We start from the raw sequence: 18812 nt of genomic DNA, 5'->3' as shown, positions 1-18812 counted from the left end.
CCTTATTCGTGGGACAACAACTTTGATCGATCCAACAACTTGGCAATCAAGTGTACCAAGACACCTGAGAAGAAGAAGATTGATAGGTAACGAACGATGAACAAAGCAACTAACAAGCTCAGCTTGTAGTGGATGTAACCTGATTTAAAGAGGTCCCAACCAAAGGTGACGACTGTTCCAGTCAAGGTTGACAACCAAAGACCAGCAAACCAGTTCTTATAACCGGTCAAGGCGAAACCAAGCTCAGAACCAATTCCTTGGATAAAGCCAGACAAGAGTGTTCCAACACCATAAGAACCACCTAAGAACATTTCACCGGCAGCCCCGAGCATTTCCCCGATAAAACCTGCACCGACCTTCTTTAAAATGTAAGAAGCCAATGGTCCGGCCATCATCCATACACCAAGCGTGATTTCATTCGTAAAGGCTTGCAATCCAATCACGGCCAAGCCACTGTTAACGATTTGGTAAACCGGATCCATGATCCAGTAAATGACCGAGAAGATAATCCCAATCAAAGCCAGCAAAATCACGTTTTGTAGCGTCCACTTTTGTTTCATTATTCTCTCCTTTGCGTCCAGAGGAACATAAAGGCATTAAAAAAACCACTCGCCTGGGCAGAGTCCAACACGGGTGGTCATAAAAAAACTTGTGTGGATCTTCCTTCGTCGGTCTTAGCCTAACAGGTTCAATGGGTTTAATTCTCAACCAAAATGGTACCCCAGATCGCTATATTCAAATTTACTACTTTATTAGCTTACACTGTCTCTGACCTTTATGCAAGAGCCTTCAAATAAAAAAGTACTCGAACGTCATGTCCGAGTACTTAAATAAAGCTGATTTTTACTTGTTTGCCTTAGCAACGGCAGCCATCGCAACTGATGAAACATAGTTGACTGGTTGACCGAAGTTGGGCTGGAAGAAGAAGTCCGTCATTGACAATTGATCAATTGTCATGCCGTTTTCGATTGCCAATGAAACCACGTTGGCAGCTTGTGAAATGTCATGCTTTGACAAGAAGGCAGCACCAACAATGCGGCGAGTACCCTTTTCCCAAGTCAATGAAGCCTTAACAGGCGTTGTTGACAACATGAAATCAGGACGATAGTCTTCTGAAATTGTCACAGAATCTGCTTCAACACCCTTACGAGCTGCTGATTGAACAGTCAAACCAGTTGCAGCGTAAGCCATTTCGTATAATTCAACAGCTGATGTTGCTTGTGTACCTTGGTAAGCCATCGTTGGTTCTGCAATGTTCTTACCAACCAAGATTCCTTGACGAACAGCATTGGTTGCCAATGGAATATAGTCATCCTTTTGTGTTGGGTTGTAGAAAACGGTTGCTGAATCACCGGCAGCAAAGACATCCGTAACAGAAGTTTCCATGAACTTGTTAACCTTGATGGCGCCGTTTGGCAACATATCAACTTGGTCACGGAACATCGCAGTGTTTGGCAAGAAACCGATACCCAAGATGGCAATGTCAGCTTCGTAAGTACCCTTATCAGTAGTAACCTTGATACCATCAGCAGTGTCTTCAAATCCTGAAACCATCTGACCAAGCGCTAACTTAACGCCATGGTCTTCATAGGCCTTTTGAAAAACAGATGAGAATTCAGGCGCTGTGTTGTTGGCCAACACGCGGTCCAAACCATCAATCAAAGTCACTTCCTTATCGTTGACTGACAATTGTTCTGCCAATTCGGCACCGATATAACCAGCACCAATAACGATTACGCGCTTAACCTTTTCAGTTACTTCTTTCAAGGCGTTGGCGTTGTCCCAAGTCTTTGAGTCAAAGACCTTGTCAGAATCGATACCGGGGATGCGAGGCTTAATGGCACGTGAACCAGTAGTAATGACAATCTTATCGAAAGTTTCTTCTGATTGGGCACCAGAAACCAAGTCCTTGATGTTCAAAGTCTTTGCTTCCAAGTCTGCAGCTTCAACAAGCGTTTGCATGTGCATTGAAATGCCCTGCTTTGCCATTGAATCTGGTGTTTCGTAAAACATCTTGTCAGTTGATGAAACATTGTCACCAATCCAAAGGGCGATTCCACATGACAAAAAAGAAACTGTTTGATTCTTTTCAAACACGTGTACCTCAGCGTCTGGGTGGTCTGCCTTGATCTGCTTAGCGGCAAACACGCCGGCGTGCGTTGAACCAATTACTGCAACTTTCATTAAAAGTGCCTCCTAATATATAGCTATGTGAAAATTGTAATTAAATTTTACCAATAAAACAGTGTTCTGTCAATTACTTATCCAACAGTTTTCAAGAAAGTATCAAATAAAACAAAGGGACAGATAAAGTCGTTCTAATTTATATAAAATTCGGATTTTAGCCCCAAATTAGCCATCTTTACCAGTTATCAAACAATTTCAGCGTTCTATTCTAAACGATTCTCTACCTGGCGCATGTGGCTTTCGTAATGATCAATTTTATACAGTAAATGATCGTGGGCGGCTCGGATTTGATTAATTCGTTCCCGCATCTCTTCTGCTTGCTCTAGCAATAAAGCTTTACGCGCAGGAATTGTCCGGTCATCATCCTCCAGCACCATGCCAATATATTCACGCAATCGTTCGATGGAAACGCCCGCGTGGCGCATCGTTTTGGCAAATCTCAATTGATTAATGTTGCGCTCGGTGAAATCGCGCAACTGATTTTCCTTGCGTGGCACCGGCATGATGACCCCAATTCGTTCATAATAGCGAATCGTATCATTTGACAATCCTGTCGCCTTCGCAGCTTCTTTAATATTCATTTTTGCACCTTTCGTACAACAAAAACGGCCACAACCACAAAAGCCATTCCCGTAAAGAAAGCCATTGTTGCTACTTGGCCATGGTAGTTCCCCGCCGTTGCCACAATCAAAGAAAGACCGATTGGACCACCAATTTGATGGGCCGTATTCGTCAAACCAGAGGCAATACCAGCCAGTTCGTCAGGCGCTTTATACAGACCGGCTGATGTCACTGGCGCCAGGACCAGGCCCTGCCCAATGCCAACCACCACCATTGGCAAGGCAAAAGCCAACAAATAGCCCAAAGAAACCGCCGACACGGCCGTCCACAGCAAGCCAAAGAATAGTAATCCCTCCCCGACTAGCAAGATCAACTGATTGCCAAAATGAGCAATCAGCCTTCCTAGAGACAACGATACCACACATTGGACTAATGTTAAGGGGAGAAAGGCTAGCCCGGATTGTAACGCCGTTAAATGGTAACTCGCCTGCCAGACCTGGGGCAAAAAGAACCAATACGGGAGCATCGCCATCATAAAGAGCATGCGGGCCACGTAGGCACCTGCACGAACTCGGTTATGAAACAAAGCCAAAAGCAACATTGGTTGTTTTTGCCGGCTTTCAAAGCCGATAAAACAGGCTAAAACAATAACGGCCAATAAAATCAGTAGCCACCGGTTACTCGTTAAGCCATCGATTAAGGCTGCTAACCCAATGACCGACAGAATAGCACCAATATAATCGATGTTTGTCTTTAATCCCGCTTTATGCGGAACAAAACGAATTGTCAAATAGAACAACAACGCCGTTAATGGCACGTTAATCAAAAAACCAGCTTCCCAAGAAAATAATGTTGTGAGGCCACCGCCAATTAACAGCCCCAGGCTGGCACCAAGCCCGGCTGTAACACCATAGTAAGCGATTGCTCGTTCGCGCATTTGCCCTTGGTAATTATCCATCATCAAGGCCAAGGTGGTCGGCGCAATAATCGAAGAACCAAGCCCCTGGATTGCCCGCAGTGCAATCACGACGGCAACGTTGCTCGACAAACCAATCAATAATGAACTGAGTCCAAAAATTGTGAGTCCAATTAAGAAAATCCGTTTACGCCCGAGCAAATCCGAAAGCCTGCTCGATAATAGTAAAAAACCACCAAAGGTTAATGTATAGGCATTGGAAACCCACGACAAGGTGGAAGAAGAAAGGTTTAAGCTTTGGCCAATCTCAGTTGCACTGGTAAAAATAATGGAATTATCCATCAAAATTAAAAAGTAAGCGAGTAAGGTGATCGGCAAGACCATCCCAAATCGTTGTTTTGTCATTTTTGTCTCCTTTAGCTTGATTTCTTTTCAAAACCAAACATTGTATTTTGTAATCAATGACCATTAAACACCTTGGAGTGAACTTCAAGTCAAGAAAAAGAACAAGAAAAAAACAGCCTTTTTAAAAGACTGTTTTTTCGCATCAACTGTGCTGCTATTCCGTTAAGAACTGCTTGAGGACCTTGTTGACATCCTGATTTTCATGCAGCTTTGAATGTTGCGCATTTTTACCAGTAAATAACTTCTCCTGATAGGTACTTGGCTTACGGACAAAGTACTTCAGTGACTTCGACGCGTTATTCGTGATGGTCGAGTCTGACTCCTCCTTACCCATGCTATTGCCATAGATATTCAACACTTTGGTCTGATTATTCTCGTAATATTGCTCCAAACCAGCTAATGCGACCTTTTTAAAATCAGTTTCAGACTGGCTGGCAGGATCTGCTAAGTTCAAATTTGATTTTGGCCTTGGACTATCCTTCAAAAAGTTAAAGGGACCAGCAATCGCAATCTGTCGCTTCACAACTGGCAATTGATCGCTTTGCTGCACATGATTTTTCAAGTAAAAAGCGATGGCCAAATTTCCCATTGAATGGCCAATCAGGTTCACAGACTGAATCCCCTGATTATGCAAATCTTCCATAATCTTCGTGACCCACTGATTTGTCTTAGTAAAGTTAGTATTTCGATTATCGTTAAATTGCACCAGAATCAGTGGGTTCTGGTCCCCCTTCTTCACGGTACCACTAAAACTAACCTGGCCGCTTTTGCCAACCGTCGCATTAATTCTGCGGTTTGAATACCCTTGCTGGATTAAATACCGACTCATCGTCTGCTCGGCATTCCGGGAAGAGCCATAACCATGGAAGAAAACCGTTGCTTCGGTTGGCTTCGTATTGGAAATCGGCTTGGCTGGTTGGGTTAGCCAAACGGTTAGCCCAACTGCTAGTAGCACAAGAATGGCCGTTGAGGCACCCGCAATCGCTATCATTTTTTTATTCTTTTTCATCTTACTCCTTTACGGCTAACCGATTGGCCAGGGGCTTTATGTCGGCGATTTAAAATCTAAAAAACAATCAGAGACTTAATCGCTTCGCGCTGATCCATGGCTTCATAAGCCTGTTGAATATCTTTCAGCGCAAATTGCTTGGTAAAAACCTGACCAGGATTGATTTTGCCATCAAGGACCGCCTGCAATAACAATTCACGGTCATAGGTGGTAACCGCGGCAATTCCTCCGCGCAAGCCGATATTCTTCCAGAATAGGTTATTCGTATTCATCATTGGGTCTTGAGGAATCCCCACACGGCCAACGACGGCACCTGGACGGCCAAGTTGAACCGCAGTTGCCACAGCCTGCTCTGAACCAACACATTCAAGAATAGCATCCGCACCGGCACCCGTTAGCGCCATCACCTGGTCAATCCCAGCTTGGTCACGATCGGCCACAATATCGGTAGCACCAAACGCCTTACCCAGCTCTTGTCGGTCTTCGTGGCGCGACATCAAAATAATCCGCTTGGCACCACGCAGCTTGGCTGCAATCACCCCTGAGAGGCCCACAGCGCCATCGCCCATGACAACCGCCGTATCCCCCTCTTTGACTTCAGCAGTAGCCGCAGCGTGGTAACCGGTTGCCATCACATCCGACAAGGTCATCAAGGATTTCAACTGGTCATCGCTGTAGTTTGCTGGCTGACTTGGAATCTTAACCAGCGCCCAATCGGCATTCTTAAAGCCGATGTATTCCGCCTGATAACCGGTTGAGCCACCTTTATCAGGATCGAGGCAATCACCATCAAACCCTGCTAAGCAGGCCTGACAGTGACCACAACCATGAGTAAACGGTGCAATAACAAAATCACCCGGCTGAACGTTGGAAACTTCACTACCGACCTCTTCAACGATTCCGATGGCTTCATGGCCAACCTGGCTGCCACCATCACGCTTGGAAATACCCCGGTAGAACCAAAGGTCAGAACCACAAACTGATGCCCGAACTGTCTTGATGACGGCATCCTTCGGTCCCTGAATTGTTGGCTTATCAACCTCTTGCATCTCAACTTGCCCTGGTTTTACAAAAATCGCTGCTTTCATGTTTTAATACTCCTTTTTGCTGATTATGAACTTGTCTGTTTTAAAAGTAAAATTAGACGTAGTATGGATAAATTCATTTTGACAAAACAATGGATGCTGTAATCATTGTTCATCATCCCTTGATGCATTTATCTGTCACTAACAACACTATCTTATGCCCTGGAGTCGACTCTAAGTCAAGAACGCTTTTCTATTTTATAGCAATAAAAAGTAAAATTGTCTACCCTGCGATGGCAAACGTGTCAAATTTTGATTTTTTCAACTACCCAGTCCTCATTCCTGCCACAGCCAACCATCAAGCGCAAACAAAAAAGCACACTCAGCTGAGTGTGCTTAAATATGAAAAGGTTCGCTTACTTAACGGCGTCCTTCAATGCCTTACCAGGCTTGAATGCAGGAACCTTTGATGCAGGAATTTGGATTTCTTCCTTAGTTTGTGGGTTACGACCCTTACGAGCTGCACGTTCACGAACTTCAAAGTTACCAAAACCAATCAATTGAACCTTTTCGCCCTTCTTCAAAGCGTCTTCAATTGATGACAAGACAGCGGCAACTGCCTTGTCTGCGTCCTTCTTTGTTAAGCCAGTCTTCATTGCGACTGAATCGATCAATTCTTGCTTGTTTGCCATTCCTTTTCTCCTCGCTAATAATTAATTTAGAATATCCGCTAACGTGACAATCGTTAGCAGCTTGGGAACGCTACCGTGGCAACTTCCATAAAGATAGGATAGCACATGTAAATTAAAATGTGTAGGCATAAAGCCCAATTTCATGCGGTAATTGCGGTTTTCCGCACATTTGCAAGTGAATCCTGACAGTACTGAAACTTTCAACGATAAAATGTTACTTTCGCTGACGAATAATCAGCTTGATCGGCGTTCCAGAGAAGTCAAACGCGGCTCGAATTTGGTTCTCTAGGAAACGCTGGTATGAAAAATGCATCAGTTCAACGTCGTTGACAAAGACAACAATCGTTGGTGGTTCGATTGCCACTTGAGTGGCGTAATAAACACGCAAACGGCGACCGTTATCAGATGGTGCCGGATTAGTAGCCAAAGCATCCATCAAGACATCATTCAATGTTGATGATGAAACCCGCTTCTGATGGTTGTCATTTACGGCCAAAATTAAATCAGGCAGGCGGTCTAAGCGCTGACCAGTCTTCGCTGAAACAAAGACAATTGGTGCATAGTCCAAAAACTTAAATTCGTCGCGAATCAAGTTTTCAAAATCAGTCATGGTATGCGTGTCTTTTTCGATGGCATCCCACTTATTGACAACAATCACCAAGGCCTTCCCGGCCTCATGCGCATACCCCGCAACGTGCTTATCTTGCTCACGAATACCGGTTTCAGCATCCAAAACCATCAAGACCACTTGTGATTCATCAATGGCCTTCATGGCCCGCATGACCGAATAACGTTCCGTATTTTCGTAAACCTTACCACGCTTACGAATTCCGGCCGTATCAACCATCACAAATTCATCACCCTCAGAGGTAATAAAACGCGTGTCAATCGCATCACGGGTCGTGCCTTCAATATTTGAGACAATCATCCGATCTTCGCCCAGGATGGCGTTAACGATTGATGATTTTCCGACGTTTGGGCGCCCAATAATCGAGAACCGAACGGCGTCATCGTCTTGTTCTGCGGCTTCATCTGGGAAATGCTTGACGATTTCATCCAAAACATTACCCAAACCAATTCCGTGTGATCCAGATACGGGATAAGGGTCGCCCATTCCTAATGAATAGAAGTCATAAATATCTGCCCGCATTTCAGGATTATCGACCTTATTGACCGCCAAAACAACTGGCTTATCAGTACCATAAAGCAAATTAGCCACGGCTTGGTCATCGGCTGTCAGGCCTTCTCGACCAGAAACAACCATCAAAATGACGTCAGCTTCATCAATGGCTAATTCAACCTGGGCACGAATTTCCGTTAAAAATGGGGCATTTCCCATTTCCAACCCTCCGGTATCAATCATCCGGAAGTCATAATTTAGCCATTCTGCCCGTGCGTACAAACGGTCACGAGTAACCCCTGGCATATCCTCGACAATGGCGATTCGATCGCCAACAATGCGGTTAAATAGCGTGGACTTTCCAACATTTGGACGACCCACTACGGCTACAATCGGTGCTGCCATATTCCCGCTCCTTTCCAATAAAAAAAGACTGGATAACCAGCCTTTCCATTTTTAAATCTTACAACTTGTCGCCGAAGATGTCGCCCAAAGTAGCGGCACCTTCATCGTCTTGTTGGAAGGCTGCCATGTCAGCACGTGAAGCGCCACGATTGTCATCGCGGTCTTCACGTTGGTTGGCTGGCTTTTCTTCCAAAGCCTTCATTGACAATGAGATACGTTCTTCGGCTGGCTTAACATCCAACACTTGAACCTTTACCTTGTCACCAGACTTCAAAACGTCGGCTGGGTTTTCAACACGCTTGTGTGAAATTTGTGAAACGTGAACCAATCCTTCAATACCAGGGAAGATTTCAACGAATGCACCAAAGTCCTTTACGCGCTTAACTGTTCCTTCCAGAACAGTACCAGCTGGGGCCTTTTCTGCAACTTCATCCCAAGGACCTGGCTGGGTTGCCTTGATTGAAAGTGAGATACGTCCACGATCAGTGTCCAAGGCCAAAATCTTAACGTTAACCTTTTCACCCTTTGACAAAACATCTGATGGGTTCTTAACACGGTCATGTGAGATTTCAGAAACGTGAACCAATCCGTCCACGCCGCCCAAGTCAACGAAAGCACCGAAGTCAGTCAAACGAGCAACAGTTCCTTCAACAACTTCGCCAACAGTCAAACGGCTGAATGCTTCAGCCAACTTTTCGGCACGTTCTTGGGCTGCAACAGCCTTACGTGACAAAATCAAACGAGCCTTAGCTGGGTCGATTTCGATTACTTCTGCCTTGATGTCTTGTCCCTTGAATTGGTTCAAGTCTGAAACAAAGCGTTCTGCAACCATTGATGCAGGTACGAAACCACGGATACCAGCAACATCAACAATCAAACCACCACGAACGGCGTTGATAACCTTCGCATCAACAACATCACCTTCGTTAAATGACAATGATTCCCAAGCCTTACGGGCTTCCAATCGCTTCTTTGACAACAAGTAGGCAACGCCTTCCTTGTCACTCGTTACGTTCGAAACAACAACAGTTTCGATGGTGTCACCGACCTTCAAATCGTCGGCCAAGTTGACGCTACGATCGTCAGAGTACTCACGCGCTGGCACAACTCCTTCTTCTCCGGTGTGAAGACCGATAACTGCTTGGTTATCGTTGTCGATTGCTAGCACTTCGCCAGTTACGACGTCCCCTACCTTAATTTGGTCAGCACTTTCCAGAGCTGCTAATAATTCGCTGTTAGTATCACTCATGACGTCAAACGTCCTCCTACAATTTACACTTATAAGGGTATTTTATCAGAGAGTAGCTGATTTTCCTAGTCTAATTTTAAAAAAATTAGGACTAGACCAACTACTTCGTCTAAATGTTTCGTAAAAACACGAACCGTTTTCCCTATTGCTTTCTATTTTAACAGATTTTTCTAAAATAAAAAGACCACCTTACTGGTGATCTTTGATAATTTGCTTGATTGTGGCCACGACCTGGTCAATACTTTGGCCAGTAGTGTCGACCGTTAGCGCATCTTCGGCCTTTGTCAGCGGTGAAATGGAACGATGGGAATCCTTATAATCCCGCTCCTCAATTTCCTTTTTCAGGGTTTCAAAATCAGGGTTCATCCCTTTGGCCTGATTTTCCTTGAAACGACGCTCAGCGCGTTCATCGACTGAAGCCACCAAGAAAATTTTCACTTGAGCATCTGGCAAAACGGTTGTGCCAATATCACGGCCATCCATGATTACTGGTTGCTGATCAGTCAAAGCGCGCTGACGGTCAACTAAATTAGCTCGAACCGCCTGATAGGAAGAAACCAAAGAAACGTTGTTCGTAATTTCAGTTGAACGAATTTCTTCCGTTACTTCTTGCCCATTCAACAAAACATGTTGCAGTGGTTCGCCCGGTAAAAAAGCAATTTCAATTTTTGGTAGCAAGGCAACAATCCCCGCCTCATCTTCGTATGCAAGTCCCGCCTGTTTGGCCGCCAAGGTAATGGCGCGATACATCGCACCAGTGTCAACGTAAACATACTTTAAATCGGTCGCTAAAATTTTAGCAATCGTTGATTTTCCAGCTGATGCTGGTCCATCAATTGCAACTTGAAAATGAGCAGGTTGAGTCATAGGGATTAAAATTTCCTCTTACTTAATTCTCAAAGCTTGTCCAGCAAACTTTGAATAGTTTTGAGCAGTAACACCAGGATTCAAAGCATAAATCTGGTCAGTGGTTGTACCATGAGTTACCGCAAAGTTATAGAGCGTTTGGTTAGCACCCAAGGTCGCTGTATTGGCAGCCGCCGCAGAAGCTGCTGCTTGGTCATCACTTGACTGGGCTGCCTGGCTTTGACTTGACTGCGCAGCAGACTCCGATTGACTAGCTGATGTAGCTGATTGACTAGTTGAAGACTGAGCAGCGCTGGTTGCATCAGACGATTGTGAACTAGCAGAAGACGTTGCCGACTGGCTAGTTTTTTTGGAACTATTAGAACTAGATGTTGTCTTCACCATTTTTGGTGAATTTTTCACCAATCCATAAACAGGCGCCGACGCTAATAAGACTAACGACAGCAAAACCAAAAGCACGACGAGTCCGCCGTGGCTTTTTGGCCGTGGTTCTTTTTTAGGATGCTCCTGATTTTCATGCTGGCGATCAAAACGTTGCCGGCGCGATAATGTTGGTGCTGTTTGGTCGTTCATTTTCAAGACCTCCTATGAGTTCGTTCTTAAGTCAAGTCTAACACGGAAGGTTGCTTAAAAATGATAACCTTTTCTTAAGAACGAAAGCTTTTCTTAAAGGGTGCCAAGATTGCAACAACCATCACAGAAACGATAAACCAAATCAAACCTTCCAAAAGATTGAATGGGACAACCATCCCCCACAAGTAAACTTTGATGCCAATAAACTTAGCAATATCGAAGTTTGCAAAGCGGGCATAGAGTGGAATGGCCCAAACAATGTTGACAAGGTACGCCATCACGGTCATGGCAACAGCGGCAACAATCGCACTAACAGACTGCCATAACCACTTTGGCCAGCGAACTTCAACTTTGACCATGACTGCCAAAACCAACAAGAATGTCAAAGCAATCACAAAGTTAACCGGCATTCCAATATAGGTATTGGCGCCTTCGTTAAACAAAATCAGTTTCAACAGCGTCCGAATAACTAGCACCCAAACGGCTGAACCTAACCCTAACCAGGAAAAGGCTAGGAAAGCGGGCACAATTGAAAAATCAATTTTCAAAAATGATGCGCCAGGAATGATCGCAATTTGTGGAAAAATCATCAATGCAAAGGAAATTGCACTGAAAACGGCAACCAGGGTGAGTTTCTTAGTAGTGTTTCTTGTCATTTTCTACTCCTTTGGGCCTAAAAAAGGCCCTACTTCACCCGGGGTAAAATAAAGGCCAGCAAAAAATAGACTGTACTTTAAACTTCTTTATACCCGACTGTACGGTCGGCTCTGGATTTAAACCAGATCAGCTGCCTTTCGGCAGGTCGCGGGCTTGTCAGCTATTGCTGCTTCACCGCCGGTTGGGACTTTCACCCGACCCCGAAGTTTTATTTATATTTGAAACAAGAGTAGTATAGCACAACGCAGAAAACTTGCCAAGAAAAAAGACATTTTTACCGTCATAAAAAGCCCTTAACATGGGCTAAGAGCTTGATATTATCAATACAAATCGGTGTCTGTCGAAAACTTCAAAAAACGAATTTTATTTTCAGGGGTTACGCCATAACTAATTTTTCAGCAAATTTTTCTTACTTGCGGCGCAAGAACCGGTAATCACCAGCCTTCAAGCGCTTGACTTCATCATGTTTTAAGTCACGGAATTCGCCTGGCTGTAAACCAATCAAGTCCAAGAAAGCGTAGCGGTCACGGCGCAACTTTTCAACCGGCAGGCCAACGGCGGCCAACATATCCTTGACTTGGTGGTTACGACCTTCGTGAATTGTAATCGTGACGAAGGAAACCTTCTTATCCTTATCAGCCTTTTCAATGGCAACCTTGGCAGGAGCCGTCTTCTTGCCTTTCAGGACAATTCCTCGCTTTAACGGTGCCAATTGTTCCATGGTTGCCAATCCCTTGACCTTGGCCGTGTAGACCTTATCAACCCGACCCTTAGGATGCATCAACTGGTTGGCCAAATCACCATCATTGGTAAGCAAGAGCGCACCGGTCGTATCGTAATCCAACCGACCAACCGGATAAACCCGGGCAGTCACATCATCTAAAATATCTAAGACCGTTTGCCGGCCCTTATCGTCATGGCTAGTAGTCACAACGCCACGGGGCTTATTTAGCAAGTAATAAACATGCTTCTCCTGTCCATCAATTGGCACACCATCGACCTTCACTTCATCTTGGCGGGTCACTTTCGTACCCAATTGGCTCACGATTTGACCATTAACCTCCACTCGGCCTTCTAAAATCATGGTTTCGGCGGCCCGTCGGGAAGCAATTCCCGCCTGAGCAATCACCTTTTGTAGTCGTTGACTTTCTTCAGGCATTTTCGCCCTCCTTTTTTGCTGCAACCGCCTGTTCATCAGTTGGTGTATCCATTGTCGTATCGTGTTCTTCTTGCGTGGCTGTTCTGCCTTCTGCCATCAGCGACAATTGGCCCTCATCAGTTGGGCTTTCAAGAATAGTATCCCCCTGATCATCAATTTGGTCAAAGAGCGCCACCTCAGCCTGCCCTTCTTCATCAAGGGTGACATCATTAATATCTGGTAATTCCGGCAAATCAGCTAGTGATTCCAAACCGAAGTAGTCCAGAAAATCAGCAGTCGTGCCGTACAAAATCGGCCGACCAATTTCTTCTTTCCGGCCAACCGATTCGATTAACTGGTGCAACAGCAGCTTTTGAATTGTTCCAGCCGAACGAACACCACGAATCTGATCAATTTCAACACGGGTAATTGGCTGCTGGTAGGCAACAATCACCAAGGTTTCAAGTTGCGCCTGGGTCAACTTGGTATTAACTGGTAAGTCGAAATAGGCAGAAACTAATTTACCAAATTCAGGACGAGTAACCATGACATAGCGCCCATCAGAGGTCCGCAGCATCAATGGTGAATCGATTTGGATCAGATGGGTTGCCAGTTCATCAAGCAAAGTGGGTAACGCTCCCTTATCAAAGCCTGTTACCTTCGCTAATTCCGGGACTGATAAACCATCCTCACCAGCAACAAACAATAACGCTTCAATTTGACTAATTTTCTGATCCATGATCCACCGCTTTAATTAAAATTTCATCTGTCAAGGCTGCCTGCCACAGCGTCACTTCGCCAGCCTTAGTGATTTCAAGCAACCCCAAAAAGGTCATTACTAACCGGTCAGGTGCAAAAACATCATCAAAAAGGGCCGTAAAAGGCAAAGATTTTTCTTTCGGCAAGGCTTGTAATTTCTGACGAATGGAAACAATGCCATCCCCAATCGTATACGAATCCGATTCAACTTGGCGCACCTTTGGGGCCAAGTCTCGTTGCCGAGCAATCACGCTATCAAAAGCCAACTGCAAATCAACCATTGTCAGACCGGGCGCAAGTGTTACCGGCTGATCAATTTTTGCCTTTTCATCTTCAATCGCCGGACGAACAAAGGAATGCATGCCGGCCTCTTGCCGTTCATCAAAGAAGCTGGTTGCCTGTTGAAAACGTTGGTAAACCAACAACCGGGCAATCAGCTCCTCTTTTGGATCAAGTTCTTCAAAGTTATCTTCAAAATCATCCTCAATCGGTGGTTTGGGTAACAAATCCGTCGATTTGAGATGAATTAACTTGGCAGCCATCACTAAGTACTCCGCCGCCACGTCCAATTGCATCGCCTGTTGGTCATGAATGAAATTCAAATATTGTTTCGTCACTTCAGCAATCGGCAATTGAAAAATATCCATCTCGTGCTTTCGAATCAGATGCAAAAGCAAATCGAGCGGGCCCTCGAAGTCAGTAATCTTAATTGTGAGACTTGGGTTTTGAATAATGCTTTCTCCACTTATCAATATAAGTTTGGGTGCTTAAGGTGCCCATCACCGTATAATCAGGATTCAGTTCCTGCAAATCCGTCAGCATTTGCGCATGAGTGGCCTTCTTCGGGGCACCCGGTGTCAAAATCAGGTGACGAACAACTAGGACATTGTCCTTATAACGCTCAAAACCAAGCAAACCGTTGATTGAATCTTGCTGATCGGGTTGCCAAAAGAAGAGTTCCATCTCGGGTTGCTGGTATAAATTTAAGACCAACTTCATATGGTCTAAGTTCTTATATTCTGGCAAAAGAGAAAAGAGGCCCATGACCGTCTTTTCATCGTCTGGTCTTGTCGAAATTAACATGGCTGACTCCTTTACAAAATACTCAGGCACGCGGATGAAATTGGTCATATACCTGGCTCAACCGCTTTTTTGAAATATGCGTATAGATTTGCGTGGTTGAAATATCGGCGTGACCCAATAACTCCTGGACAATCCGCAGGTCTGCCCCATTTTCCAGAATGTGGGTGGCAAAAGAGTGGCGAAGCGTATGCGGCGAGACATCTTTTTTAATGCCAGCCTGAGCCACTAATTTTTTGATCAATTGCCAAACACCTTGTCGGGATAACGACCGGCCGTGATCATTAACAAAGAGCGTCACTGTCCTCTGCCCTTTCACCAAGGCTGGACGAGCGCTTTGTAAATACCGGTTAATCCAGTCAACCGCCACTTCGCCAATCGGCACAATTCGTTCCTTGTCACCTTTTCCCAGGGTTTGAATCAGCCCTAAGTCCAAATGTAGGTCATCAAGCTTGAGATTAATCAATTCCGAAACACGCAAGCCCGTGGCATACAGCACTTCAAGTAATGCCCGTGTTCTCAGACCCAAAGGGGTAGAGACATCAGGTGTTTCTAACAACAAATCAACCTCTACCACCGACAAAACGGCCGGCAAGTGTTCCGCCTTCTTAGGGGGCTTAATATTCAGCATCGGGTCGTGTTCAATCAAGCCCTCATTTTTCAAGTAAGAAAAGCATTTGCGCAATGAGGTAACCATTCGTGCCACCGAGGTGTTCGCTCTCTTTTCTAAGCGCAACTGATTTAAAAACGCCAGGACAACTTGGTGATCAACCTGGCGCCAAGTCTTCTGATTTTTCTTTAAAAAAGCACAGAAGTTGGTTAAATCCTGACGATAAGCGGTAATCGTGTTTTTTGAGAGCCCACGGTCGACCTGAACGTAATTCAAATAATCTTCCATCACGTCCGGTAACATTTACTAATCCTTTTGGCCGGCCTCAGTCAACTGAATGCCGCCGTCGACTTGGGTAATCAACCGTTCCTTGTACAAGCGCCCCAAAGCCCGCTTAAACTGTGATTTTGAAAAGCCGAACTGGGCCTTAATGGCTTCCGGATTGGACTTATCGTTAAATGGTAGGAAGTGATTGGCCTTACGTTGCAGCTGAATCAACAAGAATGAAGCATCGTCATCCATCAGCTTATAGGCCAGTGGCTTCAGCGATAGGTTGACGATTCCCCGATCGTTAACACCCAAGACACGGGCCTTCACCACCTCCCCCAAGCGTGGTTCTTGTTCACGCTGTGAAGGATGAATGAAGCCAAGTTGGTAATCAGCAGTCAAAACCAGGGTTCCAACCAGCTTATTGCGGTAAACCGTGGCTTCCACCTGGTCACCCTTTTTAATGCCAGCACCCAACTTGGCTTGACGAGAAACCGCTTGAATTATGTCCTGTTGAGCTAATTTACCCCACAAACGACCCTTATTGTCTTCCTTGATAGCCAGCCAAAGACGGTCCCCCGTCTTTGGCCAAAGGTCCTTGATGGTTGGCAAATCATCTAATGAAACGACCAAATCCTTATTGGGCAAGCCGATGTTCACGAACACCCCTAAATCATGACGGGCATTCACAACCGTGCCCCATGCATACTGGTCCTTTTGAACAGTAGGAATTGTCTTAGTAATCTGGAATCGGTGGCTCTCATTTTGATAGGCAAAACCGGTTACAAAACCGCCAACCTTCAAAGGCTTCTCCAATTCACTCTTATCAATTTCATAGGTCATCCCATCGACTTGAGCAAAAAAGTATTGACTGTTTTCATCGGTCACTGATGCCTTAATGACTTGTCCTAGCGTTGTATCCATTCTTTATCCTTTTCATGCAAGTAACCAAACAAATCGGCTACCAGTAGTAAATTTATGTATGCAACCCGCTTGACCATTAATGATAATCCACGGAGTTGCTTTGCTCTTGGCATTATCGATTGATTACACGAACCAATCTTACTCTGCCAAAGCGGCCTTTACCTGATCAGCGACAAACTTGCCGTCTGCACGACCCTTAGTTTGACCTGAAACCATGCCCATGACCTTCCCCATATCGGCTGGTCCTGTTGCACCAGTCTTTTGGATGGCTTTTTGAACGATTTGCTTGATTTCATCTTCTGACAATTGCGCTGGCAAATACTTGGCCAAAACATCCAATTCGCCTTGGGTAGCTTCCGCTAAGTCATTACGATTACCAGCCTGAAATTCAGCAATGGAATCTTTGCGTTGCTTTACTTCGCGTGCCAAGACAGCCAATTCTTCTTCTTCCGTCAAGTCGTGACCCAAGTTAATCTGTTCGTTCATAACCGCTGACTTGATTTGGCGAACAACGGCAAGGGTTTGCTTGTCCTTGGCCTTCATTGCCTCTTTCATATCCGCTTGAACCTGTTCTAATAAGCTCATCGATCTTCTCCTTAGTGTGAGATTACTACTTATCTAATAGTCTACCACGAGACCAAATAAAAAACGCCACCAAAGCGACGTTTTTTTGGCCGAATTAACGGTTCTTCTTCTTCTTGTTGCGCTTACGTGCAGCTTCAGACTTCAACTTGCGTTCAACTGAAGGCTTTACATAGAATTCGCGCTTGCGGTATTCTTGGAGAGTACCGTCCTTTGAAACACCACGCTTGAAGCGGCGCAATGCGTCATCCAAAGATTCGTTCTTGCGTACAATAACCTTTGCCATGTCGATTCCCCTCCTTCCTCGCATTTTACTTCGTATTTTCAACGATATGCACTAAAGACCTATATATTATCTCAATTCTAAGCAAGAAAGTCAACCACTTTTTATTAAAAATCAGAATTGTCCGCTATGACAACAAGCATACTCTCGGCCACCGCATCGCTTTGACAACTCTTAGACGCTTTTTCATACGCGATTCTTTTGCAACCACCACATTAGCAGGGCCGTTAAAAGCAACAAAGCAAACATTAACTCACCATACAGACGGATACCCCCATCCAAAGCTGACTTTGGTCCAATGACATTCAAGGCAGATACGATAGCTGGCGCCAAAGCAGTTCCAGCGTTACAGCCGACCAACAAAATCGAATTCGCTAAACCCGCCATCCTTTTCGGAACCCGGTTGGCAATAGTATCAAATAAGTAAGTGCCAGCCATGGGATATGATAACCCGACCACAATGACGGACAAAGTCAGCGTCGTTAAACCACGCGCAAAATAGAAAAAGACCGCGCCAACACCCATGAAGAAAAGACCGAATAAAAAAATATAGCGATGCATAAAGTGAAAAAAGGTACCAAAAAGAAAACCCATCACCATTGAAGTCAGCGTATAAACCGTAATAATCACTGAAGACGTCATGCTCCCACCAAGATGGTGCGTCAAAACCAGATACGGTGTGTAGACATTAATGATTGACATGCCAACCATTAACAAACCGCAATAGACAGCGGAACCAATTATCGGTAATAGGTATTTGGGATGTTCATGCTGGGTGACCCGGTCTAAATCAGCGTGAGCTGATTTTTGCCGCGGCTGATATTCAGGCACAACTTGAATAAAGCCCCACCAAACAATGAATAGGAAGGCATAAGCTAAGAAGGAAACCCGCCAAGAGACGGCTAACAAAGCACCAACGCTCAAGTTAACTATAGTGAGGCCAATTGGTTCAAAAGCAGACCGGTTACCCAACATCTGAGCCTGATTGTCACCCTCGTAAACGAAATCAATCAAGGTGATTGCCAATGAATTGACCAAGCCGATACCAACTCCGAAAAGCAGTCGAGTCGCAAAAATCAGCCAAAAGTTTGTCAACACACTTGGCAAAACACCCGTCACAGCCATTAATAGAATCCCTGTGCTGATGACCTTTTTAATACCAAAACGATTGGCTAGCTGACCCGAGAACAACAACACGATTAACGCCGGTATTTGCGGAATAGTCGCTAATAAATTAATCATTGTTGCCGGGTAATCAGAAAAAGCTTTTTGTAAGGCTGGCAAGGCGGGGGCAATCCCCTCACCAGTCGCAATACTTAATGACACCGCTAGAATCCAAAACCGATGATGACGGGTATTTGGATCCCAGCGACTTTGCGTATTTGGCATTGGATTTCCTCCTTCTCTTTTATTTTCTTAATTTCATTGTACCGCCTTTCGTGAAAAGTGGCACAGAATTCATTAGCGTTAAAAAGAAACTGATGTTGTGTCTGATCAGCCTGA

21 protein-coding genes and 2 riboswitches are annotated in these 18812 nt (G+C 45.0%); all 21 genes read right to left on the bottom strand.

Annotated elements, in window-relative coordinates; genetic code table 11:
* Positions 1-2: 2 nt before the first annotated feature.
* The 21 genes from AABI20_RS06520 to AABI20_RS06420 all read right to left on the bottom strand — a co-directional run bounded on the left by AABI20_RS06520 (position 3) and on the right by AABI20_RS06420 (position 18698).
* Complete coding sequence (locus AABI20_RS06520) at positions 3-560, bottom strand: ECF transporter S component (protein WP_288846262.1); 558 nt, start codon at positions 558-560, stop codon at positions 3-5.
* 83 nt (positions 561-643) lie between these two features.
* Positions 644-734, bottom strand: a riboswitch (TPP riboswitch).
* Positions 735-843: 109 nt separating this feature from the next.
* A complete protein-coding gene (locus AABI20_RS06515) occupies positions 844-2184 on the bottom strand; it encodes an FAD-dependent oxidoreductase (protein ID WP_288846264.1) in 1341 nt (446 codons plus the stop codon).
* A gap of 206 nt (positions 2185-2390) precedes the next feature.
* Positions 2391-2768 carry a MerR family transcriptional regulator gene (locus tag AABI20_RS06510; protein WP_288846265.1) on the bottom strand — a complete coding sequence of 126 codons (378 nt, stop codon included), beginning with the start codon at positions 2766-2768 and terminating at the stop codon, positions 2391-2393.
* Entirely contained in the window at positions 2765-4069 is a 1305-nt protein-coding gene (locus tag AABI20_RS06505) for an MFS transporter (RefSeq protein ID WP_338347169.1), read from the bottom strand. The genes AABI20_RS06510 and AABI20_RS06505 overlap by 4 nt, the downstream gene beginning before the upstream one ends.
* Positions 4070-4223: 154 nt before the next feature.
* Positions 4224-5078: an alpha/beta hydrolase gene (locus AABI20_RS06500; protein WP_338345445.1), complete on the bottom strand. Its 855-nt coding sequence runs from the start codon at positions 5076-5078 to the stop codon at positions 4224-4226.
* Positions 5079-5134: 56 nt separating this feature from the next.
* Positions 5135-6166 (bottom strand): alcohol dehydrogenase catalytic domain-containing protein, encoded by a 1032-nt coding sequence (locus AABI20_RS06495; RefSeq protein WP_288846269.1) that lies wholly within the window; start codon positions 6164-6166, stop codon positions 5135-5137.
* 353 nt (positions 6167-6519) lie between these two features.
* On the bottom strand, positions 6520-6795 hold the full coding sequence (locus AABI20_RS06490) for an HU family DNA-binding protein (protein ID WP_047974521.1): 276 nt from the start codon (positions 6793-6795) through the stop codon (positions 6520-6522).
* A gap of 214 nt (positions 6796-7009) precedes the next feature.
* Complete coding sequence (der, locus tag AABI20_RS06485) at positions 7010-8320, bottom strand: ribosome biogenesis GTPase Der (RefSeq protein ID WP_288846271.1); 1311 nt, start codon at positions 8318-8320, stop codon at positions 7010-7012.
* Between the two features lie 58 nt (positions 8321-8378).
* Positions 8379-9569 (bottom strand): 30S ribosomal protein S1, encoded by a 1191-nt coding sequence (gene rpsA, locus AABI20_RS06480; RefSeq protein WP_047974523.1) that lies wholly within the window; start codon positions 9567-9569, stop codon positions 8379-8381.
* Between the two features lie 189 nt (positions 9570-9758).
* On the bottom strand, positions 9759-10436 hold the full coding sequence (gene cmk / locus AABI20_RS06475) for a (d)CMP kinase (RefSeq protein ID WP_047974524.1): 678 nt from the start codon (positions 10434-10436) through the stop codon (positions 9759-9761).
* A gap of 18 nt (positions 10437-10454) precedes the next feature.
* On the bottom strand, positions 10455-11009 hold the full coding sequence (locus AABI20_RS06470) for a LysM peptidoglycan-binding domain-containing protein (RefSeq protein ID WP_047974525.1): 555 nt from the start codon (positions 11007-11009) through the stop codon (positions 10455-10457).
* A gap of 74 nt (positions 11010-11083) precedes the next feature.
* The gene (locus AABI20_RS06465; protein WP_047974526.1) at positions 11084-11665 is read right to left on the bottom strand and encodes an ECF transporter S component; all 582 of its coding nucleotides are present in this window, start codon (positions 11663-11665) and stop codon (positions 11084-11086) included.
* 76 nt (positions 11666-11741) lie between these two features.
* Positions 11742-11878: riboswitch (FMN riboswitch) on the bottom strand.
* A gap of 197 nt (positions 11879-12075) precedes the next feature.
* Positions 12076-12825 (bottom strand): pseudouridine synthase, encoded by a 750-nt coding sequence (locus AABI20_RS06460; RefSeq protein ID WP_047974527.1) that lies wholly within the window; start codon positions 12823-12825, stop codon positions 12076-12078.
* Complete coding sequence (gene scpB / locus AABI20_RS06455; RefSeq protein WP_288846273.1) at positions 12818-13543, bottom strand: SMC-Scp complex subunit ScpB; 726 nt, start codon at positions 13541-13543, stop codon at positions 12818-12820. The genes AABI20_RS06460 and scpB overlap by 8 nt, the downstream gene beginning before the upstream one ends.
* The gene (locus AABI20_RS06450; protein ID WP_338347167.1) at positions 13527-14315 is read right to left on the bottom strand and encodes a segregation and condensation protein A; all 789 of its coding nucleotides are present in this window, start codon (positions 14313-14315) and stop codon (positions 13527-13529) included. The genes scpB and AABI20_RS06450 overlap by 17 nt, the downstream gene beginning before the upstream one ends.
* The gene (locus AABI20_RS06445; RefSeq protein WP_047974528.1) at positions 14269-14646 is read right to left on the bottom strand and encodes a hypothetical protein; all 378 of its coding nucleotides are present in this window, start codon (positions 14644-14646) and stop codon (positions 14269-14271) included. The genes AABI20_RS06450 and AABI20_RS06445 overlap by 47 nt, the downstream gene beginning before the upstream one ends.
* A 22-nt stretch (positions 14647-14668) precedes the next feature.
* On the bottom strand, positions 14669-15556 hold the full coding sequence (gene xerD / locus AABI20_RS06440; protein WP_338347166.1) for a site-specific tyrosine recombinase XerD: 888 nt from the start codon (positions 15554-15556) through the stop codon (positions 14669-14671).
* A gap of 3 nt (positions 15557-15559) precedes the next feature.
* A complete protein-coding gene (locus tag AABI20_RS06435) occupies positions 15560-16444 on the bottom strand; it encodes a CvfB family protein (protein WP_338347164.1) in 885 nt (294 codons plus the stop codon).
* Positions 16445-16582: 138 nt separating this feature from the next.
* Positions 16583-17029 (bottom strand): GatB/YqeY domain-containing protein, encoded by a 447-nt coding sequence (locus tag AABI20_RS06430; protein ID WP_338345441.1) that lies wholly within the window; start codon positions 17027-17029, stop codon positions 16583-16585.
* Between the two features lie 94 nt (positions 17030-17123).
* Positions 17124-17312, bottom strand: a complete 189-nt coding sequence (gene rpsU, locus AABI20_RS06425) for a 30S ribosomal protein S21 (RefSeq protein WP_047974532.1) — start codon at positions 17310-17312, stop codon at positions 17124-17126.
* A 183-nt stretch (positions 17313-17495) separates the two neighbouring features.
* Positions 17496-18698: an MFS transporter gene (locus AABI20_RS06420; RefSeq protein WP_338345440.1), complete on the bottom strand. Its 1203-nt coding sequence runs from the start codon at positions 18696-18698 to the stop codon at positions 17496-17498.
* Positions 18699-18812 lie beyond the last annotated feature (114 nt).

The sequence above is a fragment of the Fructobacillus cardui genome (assembly GCF_963580785.1).
GTDB lineage: Bacteria > Bacillota > Bacilli > Lactobacillales > Lactobacillaceae > Fructobacillus > Fructobacillus cardui.
Note: the sequence above shows the minus strand (reverse complement) of the source record. Positions and strands in the feature narration are given on the sequence as shown.

Excerpts from the sequence above, each read along its gene's own strand:
- AABI20_RS06520 (WP_288846262.1), bottom strand. The coding sequence starts at position 560 with ATGAAACAAAAGTGGACGCTACAAAACGTGATTTTGCTGGCTTTGATT.
- AABI20_RS06515 (WP_288846264.1), bottom strand. The coding sequence starts at position 2,184 with ATGAAAGTTGCAGTAATTGGTTCAACGCACGCCGGCGTGTTTGCCGCT.
- AABI20_RS06510 (WP_288846265.1), bottom strand. The coding sequence starts at position 2,768 with ATGAATATTAAAGAAGCTGCGAAGGCGACAGGATTGTCAAATGATACG.
- AABI20_RS06505 (WP_338347169.1), bottom strand. The coding sequence starts at position 4,069 with ATGACAAAACAACGATTTGGGATGGTCTTGCCGATCACCTTACTCGCT.
- AABI20_RS06500 (WP_338345445.1), bottom strand. The coding sequence starts at position 5,078 with ATGAAAAAGAATAAAAAAATGATAGCGATTGCGGGTGCCTCAACGGCC.
- AABI20_RS06495 (WP_288846269.1), bottom strand. The coding sequence starts at position 6,166 with ATGAAAGCAGCGATTTTTGTAAAACCAGGGCAAGTTGAGATGCAAGAG.
- AABI20_RS06490 (WP_047974521.1), bottom strand. The coding sequence starts at position 6,795 with ATGGCAAACAAGCAAGAATTGATCGATTCAGTCGCAATGAAGACTGGC.
- der (WP_288846271.1), bottom strand. The coding sequence starts at position 8,320 with ATGGCAGCACCGATTGTAGCCGTAGTGGGTCGTCCAAATGTTGGAAAG.
- rpsA (WP_047974523.1), bottom strand. The coding sequence starts at position 9,569 with ATGAGTGATACTAACAGCGAATTATTAGCAGCTCTGGAAAGTGCTGAC.
- cmk (WP_047974524.1), bottom strand. The coding sequence starts at position 10,436 with ATGACTCAACCTGCTCATTTTCAAGTTGCAATTGATGGACCAGCATCA.
- AABI20_RS06470 (WP_047974525.1), bottom strand. The coding sequence starts at position 11,009 with ATGAACGACCAAACAGCACCAACATTATCGCGCCGGCAACGTTTTGAT.
- AABI20_RS06465 (WP_047974526.1), bottom strand. The coding sequence starts at position 11,665 with ATGACAAGAAACACTACTAAGAAACTCACCCTGGTTGCCGTTTTCAGT.
- AABI20_RS06460 (WP_047974527.1), bottom strand. The coding sequence starts at position 12,825 with ATGCCTGAAGAAAGTCAACGACTACAAAAGGTGATTGCTCAGGCGGGA.
- scpB (WP_288846273.1), bottom strand. The coding sequence starts at position 13,543 with ATGGATCAGAAAATTAGTCAAATTGAAGCGTTATTGTTTGTTGCTGGT.
- AABI20_RS06445 (WP_047974528.1), bottom strand. The coding sequence starts at position 14,646 with ATGTTAATTTCGACAAGACCAGACGATGAAAAGACGGTCATGGGCCTC.
- xerD (WP_338347166.1), bottom strand. The coding sequence starts at position 15,556 with ATGTTACCGGACGTGATGGAAGATTATTTGAATTACGTTCAGGTCGAC.
- AABI20_RS06435 (WP_338347164.1), bottom strand. The coding sequence starts at position 16,444 with ATGGATACAACGCTAGGACAAGTCATTAAGGCATCAGTGACCGATGAA.
- AABI20_RS06430 (WP_338345441.1), bottom strand. The coding sequence starts at position 17,029 with ATGAGCTTATTAGAACAGGTTCAAGCGGATATGAAAGAGGCAATGAAG.
- rpsU (WP_047974532.1), bottom strand. The coding sequence starts at position 17,312 with ATGGCAAAGGTTATTGTACGCAAGAACGAATCTTTGGATGACGCATTG.
- AABI20_RS06420 (WP_338345440.1), bottom strand. The coding sequence starts at position 18,698 with ATGCCAAATACGCAAAGTCGCTGGGATCCAAATACCCGTCATCATCGG.